6 protein-coding genes are annotated in these 14,631 nt (G+C 65.7%); 1 reads left to right on the top strand and 5 read right to left on the bottom strand.

Translation table 11 applies throughout. The annotated features are described in order from the left end of the window. Nucleotides 1-19: 19 nt before the first annotated feature. From KA184_04830 to priA, 3 genes are all read right to left on the bottom strand, one after another. The gene (locus KA184_04830; GenBank protein ID MBP8128885.1) at nt 20-754 is read right to left on the bottom strand and encodes a class I SAM-dependent methyltransferase; all 735 of its coding nucleotides are present in this window, start codon (nt 752-754) and stop codon (nt 20-22) included. A 25-nt stretch (nt 755-779) separates the two neighbouring features. Beyond that, nucleotides 780-1,262 (bottom strand): hypothetical protein, encoded by a 483-nt coding sequence (locus tag KA184_04825; protein MBP8128884.1) that lies wholly within the window; start codon nt 1,260-1,262, stop codon nt 780-782. Nucleotides 1,263-1,382: 120 nt separating this feature from the next. Further along, on the bottom strand, nt 1,383-3,827 hold the full coding sequence (gene priA, locus KA184_04820) for a primosomal protein N' (GenBank protein ID MBP8128883.1): 2,445 nt from the start codon (nt 3,825-3,827) through the stop codon (nt 1,383-1,385). A gap of 143 nt (nt 3,828-3,970) precedes the next feature. Between priA and KA184_04815 the strand changes: the two genes are divergently transcribed. Next, a complete protein-coding gene (locus tag KA184_04815; GenBank protein ID MBP8128882.1) occupies nt 3,971-5,449 on the top strand; it encodes an MBL fold metallo-hydrolase in 1,479 nt (492 codons plus the stop codon). A 36-nt stretch (nt 5,450-5,485) separates the two neighbouring features. Here KA184_04815 and KA184_04810 read toward each other — a convergent pair whose 3' ends face one another. Next, nucleotides 5,486-7,516, bottom strand: a complete 2,031-nt coding sequence (locus KA184_04810) for a hypothetical protein (protein ID MBP8128881.1) — start codon at nt 7,514-7,516, stop codon at nt 5,486-5,488. A 68-nt stretch (nt 7,517-7,584) separates the two neighbouring features. Beyond that, a complete protein-coding gene (locus KA184_04805; protein ID MBP8128880.1) occupies nt 7,585-14,520 on the bottom strand; it encodes a VCBS repeat-containing protein in 6,936 nt (2,311 codons plus the stop codon). Nucleotides 14,521-14,631 lie beyond the last annotated feature (111 nt).

The following is a 14,631-nucleotide window of genomic DNA, read 5'->3' as shown; positions in this document are numbered from 1 at the left end:
CCCGTGACCGCGGCCGCGCTCAGCCCGGCTTGCGCAGCACGACGATAATGGACAAGCCGCAGCACAGCCGCATACGCTGAACCCATGCGGCCTCAACTCGCCCGTATGCGCAGAGCAGCTGGTTCAAGAACCGGGGCACGCGGGGAAACTCGCCGCGTTCGAGGCGCGCGCCGAGCAGGCGGTCCTTGAGCCGCAGAATGAGCGCGGCGGGCAGCGTCACCGCGTTCCAATAGGTCCAGCGCTCGACTTCAAAACCCGCTTCACGCGCCAATGCGCACAGGCCCCGCCGCGAATAGCGCCGGTAATGCCCGACGTAGTTGTCCCACGCGGAAAACAGGAACGGATACGCGGGCGCAAGCACGATGCCGAGGCCGCCGGGCCGCAGCACGCGCCGTGCCTCGCGCAGGCTCTCCAGATCTTGCTCGATATGTTCGAGCACGTCGAGCATCAGGAATGCGTCAAACGCGCCGTTGCGAAACGGCCAGCTCGGCCCCGCGTCGAACGCCACCGTCCGCGTCACGCCGTGCTCGTGCGCAAACCGGGCGGCGAGAGGGTTTTTGTCGCCGCTAACGACGTCCCAACCTTCGTCAGAAAGCAGCGCCCCGAACAGACCGCCGCCGCAGCCCGCTTCCAGCACGCGCCCGCGCGACGGCAATCCCTGCTTCAATAACCGGCCCACGGCCTGTCGCTTGTTGACGAACCACCAGTACGACGCTTCCTGCTCCCGGTGTTCGACAAGACACTGGTGGATCACGCTTGCGATCTCCTGCGGCGCGACGCTAGCGCGTCCGCACGGCCTCTTTCCCGGCGACGCGCAGTTTCTGCCCGTCCCACTCGGCGGTCAGCGTGCGCCCCGCGGCCGTCGCGGTAATAACCCCGTTATCGAACGTGTACGAAGCGGTCAGCCCTTCGAGGGTCAGGTCCGCGACCATGCCGCCTTTCGCGAAGACCTTCTTCTCGTCCAGAAACGCGATTTCCATGTCTCCAATACGCCACGCGGTGCCGACCAGCGCCTGATGCAGTTCAGCCGGGTCTCTGGGCGGGGCGGGCGCTTCCGCGGGCGCTGCTTCTTCAGGCGCGGGGGCCTCCGCGGGAACAGGGGGCGCCTCCGGTTGCGCCGCGGGCGCCGGCAATGGCGGCACGGTCACCGCCGGGGCAAGCGGGTCAGGCGCAGCGGCCTGTTGCGGCGGGGCTTCCCGGCCGCATCCCTCCAGCGTTGCGCCGGTCAAGGCCGCCAATAGAACAACAGTGATCAATCTCATCGGTTTCATCCTGTTCTTCCCTTGGTTTCTGAAAGCATACGCGATCCGGATGTCAGCACGACAACAGCGTACCTGCAAGAACGCCCGCGCCAGTCCGTCTCCAGGCATGTATTCCGCATCTCAGAAACCGTAAGGATCCACATCGGTCTTGAGTTGGACACGGCGCGTGCCGGCGGCTTCTACGAAAGCCTCTGCCACGGCGCGCGTCAGGGTGTTCAGGTATTTCGAATTGGCGGAAAGCAACGCGAGATTCCAGCGGTACTTCTTTTTCACGCGCCGGATCATCGCCTGCGCGGGCCCGATAACCCCCGCATTGCCACCAAGGGTCTCGCGTGTCTCACGGACGATACGGCGCAAGAGCACGGCATGCCGCTCGGCAAGCTGCGGGTCTTCCGACTCGACGAGGAAATTCGCCATGCGCCGGAACGGCGGATAACCCGCGCTGCGCCGGTACGCCAGTTCGTGCGCGTAAAAGGCGTCATAATCGTGATGCAGCGCGGCCTGCACGGCATAGTGCTTCGGCCGGTACGTCTGGAGAAACACCTCGCCGGGGCGCTCGCCCCGGCCCGCGCGGCCCGCCACCTGCGTCAGCAGTTGGAACGTGTTTTCAGCGGCGCGGAAATCGGGCAGCGCGAGGCCTGTGTCGGCATTGATCACGCCGACCAGCGTCACGCCCGGATAGTCGTGGCCCTTCGCGAGCATCTGCGTGCCCACGAGGATGTCGATTTCCCCGTTCGCAAATCGGCCAAGTATCTTGGCGTGGCCGCCTTTCCCCGCCGTCGTGTCGGCGTCCATGCGCTCGATACGCGCGCCCGCGAACGTGCGCAGCAGGTAGTCCTCGACCTTCTGCGTGCCCGTGCCCAGATAGATAAGCGGATTGAAATGACATTTCTCGCACACGGCCGGCTTGGGCCGCGCCGCATTGCAGTAGTGGCAGCGCAGGTTGCCGCTGTGCTGGTGATAGGTCAGGCTCACCTGACAGTCCCGGCACTCGGCGACCCAGCCGCACATCGGGCACAGCACGAACGGCGCGAAGCCGCGCCTGTTCAGCAGCAGGATCACCTGTTCGCGGTTTGCGACGCGCTGGTGCACGGCGTCTTCCAGACTGCGCGACAGGATTACCTGGCCGCCCATCTCGGCGGTCTCGGTGCGCATATCAACGAGCCGCACTTCGGGCAGCAGCGCCTGCGTCGCACGACGGCGCAATTCAAGCAGGATGGATTTGCCCCGCTCGCTGTTGTAGCGGGATTCTATGGACGGGGTGGCGGAACCCAGCACGCAGACGGCCTGCGCATCGCGCGCGCGCATGATTGCGACGTCGCGCGCGTTATAGCGGGGCGTGTCGTTCTGCTTGTACGAACCGTCGTGCTCTTCGTCCACGATAAACAGCCCAAGGTCCTTGAGCGGCGCGAACACGGCGGAACGCGCGCCCACCACGATGCGGACCTCGCCGCGCCGCGCGCGCCGCCACTCGTCGTAACGCTCGCCCGCGCCAAGCCCGCTGTGCAACACCGCGATCGATTCGCGGAACCTCGCTACCAGCCGCCCGACGGTCTGCGGCGTCAGCGAGATTTCCGGGACCAGCATGATGGCCTGGCGGCCCATCGCCAGCACGTGCTCGATCGCCTGCAGGTAGACTTCCGTCTTGCCGGAACCCGTGATGCCCTTGAGCAGGAAGGTTTGAAACGCGCGGTCCGTGACCGCGCCAACGATGGCGTCGAGCGCGGCCTGCTGCTCGCCGTTCAGCGTGTGCTTCAGCGAACCGCCCTCGCCGGACAATTCGGGCGCGCGGTAAAACTCGCGCTCGAACCGCGTGATCAGCCCCTTCTTCTCCAATTCGCGCAATATTGCGGAATCGATATTATGCTTTTCGTACAAACCCGTCGCGGCGCGTTCCGGCTGGCCGTGCAACAAATCGAGATAGACCGCCGCCTGCCTCGGCGCGCGCCGCATCAGCTTCTCGAGCGCATCCTGCCCCAGCACGTTCTCTTCGTTCAGGCGCGCGTACGTTTCCGTGCGGATCGAGACCCCCGCCCGCACAACCGGCTCTCCAATGATCACACCGCGGCGAACCAGCGCGCGCAGCGTGTTGCTCAGCGCCTGACGGCCGGCCACGTGGGCCAGTTGCCCCTCCGTCAGCGGCCCGCGCCGGTACAACTCCGCGACGATATGCTCTTGCCGCTCCGTGAACCGCCCTTCGCCCAACCGCTCGGCCACCAGCCGGTACCGCATCTTCGTGGCAGCCGCGACGCCGGGCGGCGCGGCGCAGCGCAACGCCTCGCCCCAGGAACAGCAGTAATAATCAGCCATCCAGCGGCACAGGGCGAGCATGGACGCGTCGAACGCGGGTTCTTCATCCGGTAGATCGATGATCGGGCGCACTTTTTCCAGTTCCGTCTCGTCGTGGAGCGCGACGAGATACCCCGTTTCCGTGCGGGTCTGCACCGGAACCACCACGCGCATGCCGACACGGCTCCGGTGCTGAAGGCTATCCGGCACGGCATACGTGAAGACACGGTCCACCGGCACCGGCAGCGCTACGTCCGCGAATTTCGATTCCGCCATGAAGGGCTATCCCGTCCAGATGATTTGGGAGCGCGTCCAGTATAGGAATGATCTTGTTCGGGAAACAATGACCGCAATTCCCCGCTGCATTGCCAGGAGCGGCCCGCATCAGGCACTATCTCGCCCAACAAGGAGCCTGCATCATGCTGGAACCGTCGAAGTCCGCGACGCCGCGCCGGGCGGCCGCCGGATTGCTGGTGCGTCAGGACCGCGGCCTCGAGATATTGCTGGCGCGGCGGAACCAGAAACTGCGCTTCATGGGCGGACACCATGTATTTCCGGGCGGGTCGGTACACGAGAACGACGACCCCGCCTGCGTGCAGGACGCGCCCGATGACGAGACGGGCCGCGCCATCTGCGCCGCGGTCCGGGAAGTCTTCGAGGAAACGGGTTTGCTCTGCGCGCGCGGCGGACTGCCCCCTATCGAGACCTTACGCCAGGCGCGCCACGGACTCATAAGCGGCGAAACCTCCCTCGCGGCGGTGCTGCGCCAGTTCGGCCTGAGCATCCACGCGGCGGATTTCACCCCTGCGGGCGCCTGGCTTACGCCCAAGTGGTCGCCAGTCCGGTTCCAGACCCGCTATTTCCTCTACCGGTACACGGGCCCGCCGCAGGAGGAGATTGCGGCGCCGGACAGCGAGATCGTCGGGTTGGACTGGCTCACGCCCGCCGAAGCGCGCCGGCGCTGGCACGCCGGGGAACTGCGCCTGTCCACGCCGGTCGCTTTCGTGCTGCGCTACCTTGCGAAACTGCCGCTCGACGAAGCGCTGCCGCGGTTGGCGGACACGTCCGTCCATTCGGACCACATCCCAAACCTGTTCGAGATGCGCCGGGGCGTGCACATCCTGCCGCTGCGTTCGCGCACGCTGCCGCCGAACACGCACACGAACTGCGTCATCATCGGCGAGGAGGAAATGCTGGTCATTGACCCGGGCGCGGCGGATGAGGCGGAACAAGAGCACTTGCGCCAGCATCTGGAAGCCATGCGCATGCTGGGCGGGCGGGTTCGCGCCGTGGTGCTGACGCACGGGCACCAGGATCACTGCGCGGCCGCGCCGTTCGTGAGCGGCGCGTTCGACGCGCCCCTCTGGGGGCATGCGTCCATCGCAAACGAAGTACCCTTCCCCATCGCGCGAGGGCTGGAGGACGGCGAGGTCATCGAAGTCGGCGGCACGGCGCGCTGGCGCCTGCGCTGCCACCGGACACCAGGCCACGACCCGGGTCACCTCTGCTTTCTCGAAGAAACAACGGGAACGCTCATTGTCGGGGACATGCTCGCAAATCCCGGCCCGGTGCTCATAGACCGCGGCGAAGGCGGCGACATGACGGTTTACCTGGAACAATTGGAGCGGCTGCGCGCGCTGTCGTTCCACTTGCTCATTCCGGCGCACGGGCTGCCCCTGTGGGGCAGCGGCGGCAGGGACGCGATCGCCGCGCTCATCGCGCACCGGCTCGACCGCGAGCGGCGGATTCGCGATGCGCTCGACCGGGGCGCGCAGACGCTGGACGCCATCCTCGAAAGCGCCTACGACGACACGCCCAGGGAACTCTGGCCCTACGCGCGCAGGCAGATCAAGTCTCACCTGCACAGACTCGGCGTTGCGCTCGACAACGCCGAGTGACCCTGCTGCACACCGCGGGTCGCGGCCCGTTCCAGCCTACCGGGGGTCCGCGCCTTGCCGCGGGCGCACCTTGCGCACCCGCTCGCGCACGACAAACACCCCGGCAAGCAGCCCGCACAGAGCGGCCAGCGCGCCGGCGCCGCTCACGGGAACGGACGTGACCACGGTAATCACGGCCATGAACTCCGCATCCGCTTTGCTGCCGTCGTCGTAGGCACAACGATAGATGCCCGAGTCGGTTACCTGGAGATTCACGATGCGCAACGTGCGTTCCGTCGTGCCGCTGGTCCGGTCGTTCGGCTCGATGGGCAGATAATTGCGCGTCCACACATACGTTGTCTCCGGCATAACCGGGCAGGGTACCGACAGGCACATGTCGTCACCAACTTCGTAGAGTCCGGTGTAGGCCCGGTAGCAGTCCTGCACGGGTTCGCAGGGCGCCGCCGGGACATCGCCTTCGCCCTCCCCTTCGCCCTCGCCTTCGCCTTCACTGCCGGGACCGCCCGCCTCGCCCTCGCCCTCGCCTTCCCCTTCGCCCTCGCCTTCGCCCTCGCCTTCGGCCGCTACCTCGCCAAAGAAGCCGTTCTCGACGCTGATGGCGATGTGCCGGTCGTTCAATTCCGTGCGCGCGCCCAGGCGCAAGTGGCCGCCCGTGGCCTCCGGCGCGGTGTCAAAACGCAAGACGGCGATCTCGCCGCCGCCTGACAGCGCCTGCGCGCCCGCGCCCGCCAGCACGACGCATCCCGGTAGCGCATTCACCGTGAACTTGCCCCAACCGGCGCCCGCCGGGCCGGTCTCAACGCCCGCCAGGCTCAACTGGTTCGCGGGGTAGGTGACCTCAAGGCGCAGACTGGACACGCCATCCGCGAGATCGATGGACACCGGCACGGCCAGTTCGCCGCCGTCTTCCGGCAGGTCCAACCCGTCTGGAATCGACACGACCCGCGGCGGGCCGCCTGCCTTGCCCGCTTTACCCGGCCCTTGGCTGTCACAATTCGTATCCGCGGGGAAGCAATTGATGATCCCCGCGAAGTACTTCAGGATCTCCGAGGCGTCCTGCCCGCCGAGGACACCATCGCCGTTCACGTCCGCACCCGGCGGATAGGCCGGGGCGCTGTATTCGACGGCGTCCGGACAACTCCCCAGTTGCGTCACCAGCCCGGCATACCACTGGAGCACGAGCGCGGCGTCCTGGCCACCCGGCGATCCGTTGCAGTTGATCACCTGGCCCGTGCCCGCTATGGTTCCGCCCAGGTCGCCCCAGTCAAATCCTTCTTCGCCGGATTCGCTGACCGTCGTGAAGCTCCACCGCGGCCCGAGCGTCGTGCCAACCGTATTGCGCGCCAGCACCTGCCAGTTATACGTGTTCGAGAAGGCCAACGGCTGCGTGAAGGTGTATGCCGCCGTCAGCAGCCCGGACGCCAGCGGCGTGCTGGGCGTGGGGTCGTTCGCTTTCCAGAAGTAGAGGTCATAGTCGGTCACGCCCGCGTCGCTGCGCCAGGACAGCGCCGTCGAAACGGACACGCGCGTGGTACCGTCCGCGGGACTCGGGTTGGCGGGCGCCGGCGGCGCTTCCACCACGATCCCCTGAACGAGCAGGTCAAGCCGCTCGACGGTACCACGGTCCGCGGAGGATATGCCGACCACCTGCGAGCCGAGCACCATCGCGGCAATACTCTGCACCGTGGCGCTCCGGGTGTAGTCCACGGGCTCCGCGGCAAACTGCAGAACGTGGTCCGTCGCGGGAAACCCGGCCACGGCCTGTTCGGCGGGTATCTCTATGACGTAGGAGAAGGGCCCGCCTTCCGCGAACACAAGGCCCAGTTGGGTCGACTGCTGGATCACCGTGCCCCCGAGAGGCGGGGTATACGTCCATGTGAGCGTGCCGGTGGTCACGAGGTCCCCGTTCTCGTTCATCACCCGTCCATACAGGGTAATGCCCGGTTCAGGGATGCCCGCGCGCGCCGCCCCGGCAGCCGCCAGGGCGCAAAAAGCCGCGATGACGGCGGCGAGCCGCACACGTTCCGTGCGCGCCTGTTTCCCGTTAAAGGTTGCCTTCGTATTCATTGTCTCGCTCCTCGATTCTGGCATCGCTTGCGAAGAGGCCTGCGTTCCGCGTATCGCCGGTTGACCGCTCATGTGTCGCTGTCCGTTTCCGGGCGAGCCCGGTGCTCGCCAATGAGTTTCTGCCGTTCCCTCACATCCTGCGCGGGATTGCCGCCCTGCGAACGCGTGTCCACCGTGCCGCTGTCCTTGACGTCATTCGTCACGGCATCGCGGTCCAGCGCGGACCTCGTCGCCTGCGTGCGCTGCAGCAATTCCTCGAGCACATTGTTGAACTTGCCGCGGTTCCGCTCGATTTCCTGCTGTTCCAGCGTCTCCGCGCGCAAGGGAAGACCGAGCTTCGTGCGTATCTTGTCCACCCACTTCCCAATCCGCTCGTTCGCCGCCTTGTCGATAGCGTCCGCTATGTCCTGTTCAGACACGACGTCGTACACGCTGTGCACGACCTTGCCTTTCCGCTTAATCTGCATGATATCCGGATGCAGGCCGAGCTTCTTGTGCGCGTCATTGAACTTCAAGTACAGGCCCGGGTCCTTCTCTTCCTGGGCCATGCCGTACAGCGTCTTCTTGAAGGAGGTCAGGAACGCGCCCATGCGGCCCGACCGGTCCGACGCCTTCTCAAAATCGATGGTCGGAAGCCAGCCCAGCCAGCTCGGGCGCGAGATCTTCTTCTTTTCCTCGGGGATGTTGCCGTCCGGGTCCACGTAGGTCACCGGATTGTTGCGGCTGTACGCATAGGGATGCAGCATCTGCGGGTCGAGCAGCGCGTCGCGCGGCCACTCGCCCGTGAGCGGGTCCACACTGAGGAAACGGCCCAGCCGTCCGGCCAGATAGCGCATTTCGAAGTACTGGAAGCCGGATTCCGCGTCACGTTCCTTCTGCAGGAATTGATAGGCAAGCGGCAGCACGGGGCCCGAGCCCTCCGGCTCGAAATCGTTTCGCACCTCACCGAAGGGATAATATGCGGTCTCGGACAGCACAGCGCCCGCGCCATCGGTAACGACTGCCGTGGATCCGATATGGTCGGCGTGATAGTACTCGATGGCCGCGCGCAACGCCGGCGCGGGCACGACAACTGGATCGCTCGTGCGCACGAAGAGCGCCTGCCCCGGCGCGATCAGCGAGGGCGCTTCCACGCCGCCGATATCGGCTGTTTCGCCGGACCGCAATGTGACCCAACGCTGCGCGGCCGCGTCAAAGAGCCTGCACACGACGGTATTCGCCGGAAGCACTTCCGCAAGCGGCACGGCATCGGAACCCGACGGCGTAATGAAGCCACCGTTCTCGGGAATCGACTGCGCCGCTCCCGCCACGTAAGCGCCGCGGACCTCGAGCGTCTCGGCGGCCCGGACCTTCAGCCAGAACACGGACCCCGCGGGCAGTGCGTCTCCCGTATGCAACGGCACGTACTGCTTCGTCTCCGCTCGCCACAGGAAACAACCCTCGATATTCGAATCCGCGTCGACGCCGAGCTGCCCGGCAGCATTTTCCGCGTCGAGCGGCATGGACAACAGGTTCCACCCCGGGAAAAGACGGAATTGCTGGATACGTTCCTCGCCCGGTTCCAGCGTGCCCAGAACCCGGGCAATCCGCGATTGATCGTACCAGACGTACTTCACGGGCCGCCCGTCGTCGCGCAGCTCGAAGTACTTGCTCACGTATACCGCGAAGCTCGAAAGCGTTTCAGGAAAGGCGGCCGCGCCCGCTTCGCGCCGCCACACGCGCTTCGTGATACGGCGGCTCATGTAGTCGTAGGTGTATTCCGCCCGCGTCACGGCGCCGTCGGCCTCCGTGCGCTCGACAGCCGCCACGCGGTCCTTGAAGTCCCACGTCAACAGTACGCCGTCGGCGCGCGTCACGTTGCCGTTGGCGTCGTAGGTGTAGCGCGCGCCGCCGTCAGCCCCTGTCAAGGCATGCGGTCCGGGCACGTCGGGCGTATGGCCGACGCGGCCACTCGCGCCGAGCACGCCGCCGTACTGCATCGCGCCGAGATGGGTCACGGATCGCCCGTCTTCGAAATGCTCGATATTCGAGGTCTGGGCCAGCATGTTGCCGACGCGGTCGTAGCGATAGTCGATGCCGCGGTCCGCGGGGTCGGTCTGGCCCGGCGCGGCGTACGAGAAGCGCGCCCGCGTCAGCCGGTACAGCGCATCGTAGGTGAAAGACTGCGTGTTGCGCCGAGGCGAACCCTGCGGCACCAGCGCCGCCGGGCGCTCGTCCTCGATGCGCACGATGTTGGTCACGCCGTCGAACGCGTACTGGTAGTCCATGAGGACGTTGCCGGGGCTGTCCTCGGCGAACGTACGCAGCCCGGCAAGCCGGCCGCGCGAATCGAAGCGGAACTCCGTGCGCTCGCCATTGCCGAACGCCAACGCGGCGGGCTTGCCCGCCGGCGTCTGTTCCGCGTCGCGCAAAACATAAGGCACACTGTCCAGATTGCTCAATCCGCCGCCGCTGATCCGGTCGAGGGTCGTGCGTCGCCCGTAGCCCTGCTCGACACGGTCGCCATCCGGATACGTCAGTGCGACGAGCCGGTCCATCGAATCGTGTTCGAGCCGTGTGGTGTACGAGAGCAGCGACCCGGTCGCGGGGTCCGGCACGCGCTTGACCGACCACGCGATGCGTCCCCGCGCGTCATAGGAGAAATGTTCTTCCCCGGCAAGGTCCTGCACCGCGGCGAGTTTGCCCGCGGTATTCTCGGGCGTTGCGGTCTCGCCCGCGCCGAGGTCCACGGGGCCAAGGGGCGCATCATAGAAATAGCGCACATCCGGCGAACGGTTCGCGGAAAACGGCAACCCCTCGTCGCGGTATTCCTCGGAGACGATGCGGTTGACCCCGTCATAGGCGTATTCGACCACCTGCCGCTTCGCGTCTTCCGTTTGCACGAGATTCGAGGCCGCATCGTAGGCAAACTGCATCCCACCCCGGTCCGGGTCGTCCAGGTACGTCAAGCGCTGCCGGCCGTCGTACTGCATAATGCGAACGTTGCCCTGCGCGTCGGTGATCCGCGTCAACTGGTCGTTCACGTCGTATGCGTATCGTGTCGTCCATGCGCGAATCGCGGCCGCGGGCGTCCCGTCATCGTTCAGGCGCGCCTGTTCGTCCACACGCACCAGGCGGCCCAGCCCGTCCTGAAACGCAATCGACGGCGTGCCGTAATGCGGCGATGCGGGATCGGCGTCGTTTTGATCGAAGGCCTTGCGGACAAACGGTTCGTACTCCGTGCGGGACGAGGCCCCGTCCGGCGTGACGACGCGCGTGCTGCGCAGCATGGCGTCGTACTCGTATTGCAGCTTGTGCGCGTGCGCGAGGTCGCGCGCAACGAGCGCGCCATTCTCATGGAATGATCCCTGCCAGCCGGGGGCGCGCACATCTTCGAATGCGAGCAGCGCCTCCAGTGTGCCGCCGGACTGTATCGTGTAATACGCCTGAAGCTGATAGGCCGGGCGCGTGCGCGCGTTGAAACGCGTTGCCCCGCTTACCGCGACACGCGGCGCGCCCGTGTCCGGGTCGTCTTCCGCTTCTTCCTTCGTCATGAGCGGGCGGCCCAGCCCGTCTACGAACTTCCGGGTCAGGTGATAGCAGTCGCTTCTGGGGCCGGAACCCGGCGTGCGGTCGAGCTTGCGTATTTCGATGAAGTTGCACAACCCCTGTGCGTAGGGCAACCCCGTGCCGCCGGACACGGCTTGAGCGAGATGATACGAATACTCTTCGGTGGGGAATTCCGGCGAATCGCCCGGCTCGATGATATGGGTCAGCCGGGCGAAGTCATCGTAGCCATAAACCGTCTCTTCCCCGTTCAGTTCGGTGAACCGGGTGATCGTCCCGTAGCAGCCATCATATTCGGCGGTATAGGTCAACGGCGCGCTGCCGTTCCCTGCGTGCGCCGTCTCGCGGACGGCAAAGGCGTGAAAGACGGGGTCGTACGCAATCTCGCGATAATGGCCCACGTCCGCGTCGGGCGCGCCGCCAGGCGCCGAGGCCAGCGGGTCCAGATTCAACACGACGTTGCCGTACTCGTCGTAGGCGAAACGGTTCAGGAGAATGACGCTGTCCGCGTCCGAGGGGTCCAGCCACGCCTTGACCAGCGTCTTGTTGCCCCGCGTCACGCTGCCGAGGTTATCTCCTGTAAACGCGGGATCGTCGTAGTACGTCTCCAGGCGCGAAAACACGTTGTCGGCAAGGTCCCGCACCTCCTCCCGCATTGGCGCGTGAACTATCCACGCATCCGTGTTGACCGCGTACGCTTTCACCGTGATCCGCTCGTCGGCGAACGCGGCCAGGTCGTCGCCCTCGACAATGCCGTAGTTTGCTTCCCGGGTCACGTTGCCATAACGGTCGTACTCATATTCGACGAGCGTCTCGCGCGGCGTGCCCAGACCGAGTTCCACGATGCGCTTCTCCGTACTGACCGGGTGCGCGAAGGTGGCCGGTTCCCCGTTCGTGCCCACATACAGTACGCGCGCGTTCCAAGTGGTTTCCGTTTCTTCGAAAACGCCGCCATCTTCCGATTCCGTTGTGGACAGGCGCAGCATCCCCTTCAGGTTGAGGTTTTCGCGGCCATTGTGGAAGTAGAAACGGTTCACGAGCGTCGGCGCGCCCGCCGCGCCCCGCGTAAACTGTTCTACGTAGCCAAAACCGCGGAAAGTCTTGTAGAACCGGTCGTAATAACCGTCGTGATACGTGTATTCCGTTACGTATTCATCGCCCAGCGAATCCGACACCGTGACCCGCGTGACCACGTCCACTTTCATGGGCATCGGTCCGGGCCACGGCTCGCCAGATGCGGCGTCCGCCAGCGCGAGATACGTGGACGGCGTGTACTCGATCGTCGTGACCCGGCCGATGCCGTTGTCGATGCCCGTCATCAGGTTGACGCTCGGCTCGCAGCCCATGAGCCGGCCGAGGTCGACGATCTGCATCTTCGGCACGACTTCGCGGTCGCAATAGATGAGGTCGGTCGTGCCGTTGCCGTTGATGTCCGCCCAACGCACGGCCGGTTCCGCGCCGATGCCTGTGGGCATGCCCCGAATCACGCGCCGCACGTCGAAGGTGTAGTTCCCCAGGTTAATCCAGTACCAGACGACGCCCGGCTCGGCCCGGTCCACCACCAGTTCGGGCAACCCGTCGCCCGTCAGGTCGCGCAGGGCAGTCCGCGGCAGCAGGTTGTCCTCCAGCGGACCATCGGTGAAAGGAACCGCAACCATAGGCGCGAACGCGCCGCGCCCCAGTCCCGCCTGCACCTGCACGCTCAGCGCGCGCAGCCGCACGAGATCCGGCAGGCGGTCGCCGTTGAAATCGAGCAATTGCACGCCCGTGTCGTCGAAATTCCAGCCGTTGTCCTGCGGAATGGTCGTGGGCCGGGCAAACCGTCCATCGCCCTGATTGAACCAGATGCGATAGTCCGCGTTTTCGCCCACCGACACGCTTTGTATGATATCCGTATTCTTGTCGTTGTCCACGTCGGCCTGGCGCACATCGAAACGCTCGAACGGCGACGGCGGCGATTCGCCCAGCGCCGTGAGAGGCCCGCGCGCCGACCAGCCCATGCTCCCGGTATTGCGGAAATAGTAAAGATCGTCCTGAATCGACTTGTACACGAGGTCGGAGAGACCGTCGCCGTCCATGTCGGCCAGGTGCGCGACGACCGTGTTTGAACTGAGGTCGACCCCCCACGCCAAGCCGTCGGCGGAACTCATATCAGCGGGTTCGCTCCACGCAATGGCGCGGCCTTTCGCGGTTTCCCGCTCGCCGAGGTTCAAGTACGCCTGGTGTACCCCCCCGAATGCCTCCGTCTTCAGAATGTCCGCCACGCCATCGCCGTTCAGGTCGACCAGGTCGGCGACCTTGCTGTCCATGACGAATTCCGGCTCGTTTAAGGACTCTATCACGGCGCCGGTCGCGTTGAGCGTTGCGGGCGGATTGCATACGGTGTACGTGAAACGGGCCGGAGGCAGGCCTGTCTGGCCGTCCGCGCCAATCACGGTTACACTGCTGACCAGGGACCAGTGCGGGTGGGTCTCATAGGCGATCCGGTAGGCGCGGGCCAGGTAATCCGCTACGCCATCCTGATTGAAATCGCCTTGGAGGTGGCCAGGCAACACGGCGCCCTGGGTACCCATAAGAACACGGCGCACCCGCATGCCGGTTCGTACGGCAAAGCCGAGCGTGCAATCCTCGAACCAATCGTTCCGGTTTTCATACTCAAACACTACAAATTGTAGTGCATTGCGCGGCAAAGCGCCGGCGCCGTACTCAATCTTCCACAGGTATTTCCCGTTCAGATTTTGTTCCGCAGGGAAGGTTTTGTAATGGAAGGTGGTCACGTTGCCGTTCGGGTCCGTCTGCCGCTGGAGGCACCAGCGGCCCACGCGGCCCGTTTCGGGGTCGAATACGCGCCCCTCCGCGGTGACGCCGTATTCCTGGCGCGTGCCGTCGGCCAGCGTGCATTCCCAGCGTTCTCCCACGCGGCGGTAGCGCTGGAAACTCTCCTCGAAGCGACAGAAGAAGTCGCCATTCGCGGCGGGCGTCAGGAGAACCCCGCCCTCGTTGACAAATTCGTCTATTTCGTCCCGCTCGTCGATTTCGCCGTCCTGGTCGTCGTCCCTGCCATTCGGGGCGTCGACGTAGCGCGGCACCCCCTTGTAGGTGCGGCGCTCGATACAGGGCACGGTCAAGGACCAGCCAAAGCCAGCCGGGCCGTTGCCGCCGCCGCCCCCGTAGGACAGTTTCAGTTCCGGCGCGCGGCCGGGCGCTCCGGGCGGCACGACCAGCACGATTTCATAGGGCGCGCCGCCCGTGTTCAACTGCGGCTGAAACGACTGGCCCAGCCCTTCAATGCTGCCCGGTCCCTTGGGCACATTGATCGTGTTGGGATTCATGCCGCTCTTGTCCTGGGCATGGGCGCACAACGCGCCCGCGATCAGCCACGCCGCCGCGGCGCAGGCGTACCGGTTCTTCCGGCGTCCCGCCTCGCGCTTCGTGAAGGTCTGTCGCTCAGTACCCATCCGACTCCAATCATCCTGGAAGCGGCGTCCTCGCCGCTTGCCCGGTCTCCTCAAGCTTCCGCCGTCAAGGCGGGCGTCCTCGCCGCCTCCGTCACGGCGGCGGCGTTTCCC

This window comes from Candidatus Hydrogenedentota bacterium, from assembly GCA_018005585.1.
Lineage (GTDB): Bacteria > Hydrogenedentota > Hydrogenedentia > Hydrogenedentales > JAGMZX01 > JAGMZX01.
This window is presented reverse-complemented; position numbering and strand designations above follow the sequence as displayed.

Excerpts from the sequence above, each read along its gene's own strand:
- KA184_04825 (MBP8128884.1), bottom strand. The coding sequence starts at position 1,262 with ATGAGATTGATCACTGTTGTTCTATTGGCGGCCTTGACCGGCGCAACG.
- KA184_04805 (MBP8128880.1), bottom strand. The coding sequence starts at position 14,520 with ATGGGTACTGAGCGACAGACCTTCACGAAGCGCGAGGCGGGACGCCGG.
- KA184_04815 (MBP8128882.1), top strand. The coding sequence starts at position 3,971 with ATGCTGGAACCGTCGAAGTCCGCGACGCCGCGCCGGGCGGCCGCCGGA.
- priA (MBP8128883.1), bottom strand. The coding sequence starts at position 3,827 with ATGGCGGAATCGAAATTCGCGGACGTAGCGCTGCCGGTGCCGGTGGAC.
- KA184_04810 (MBP8128881.1), bottom strand. The coding sequence starts at position 7,516 with ATGAATACGAAGGCAACCTTTAACGGGAAACAGGCGCGCACGGAACGT.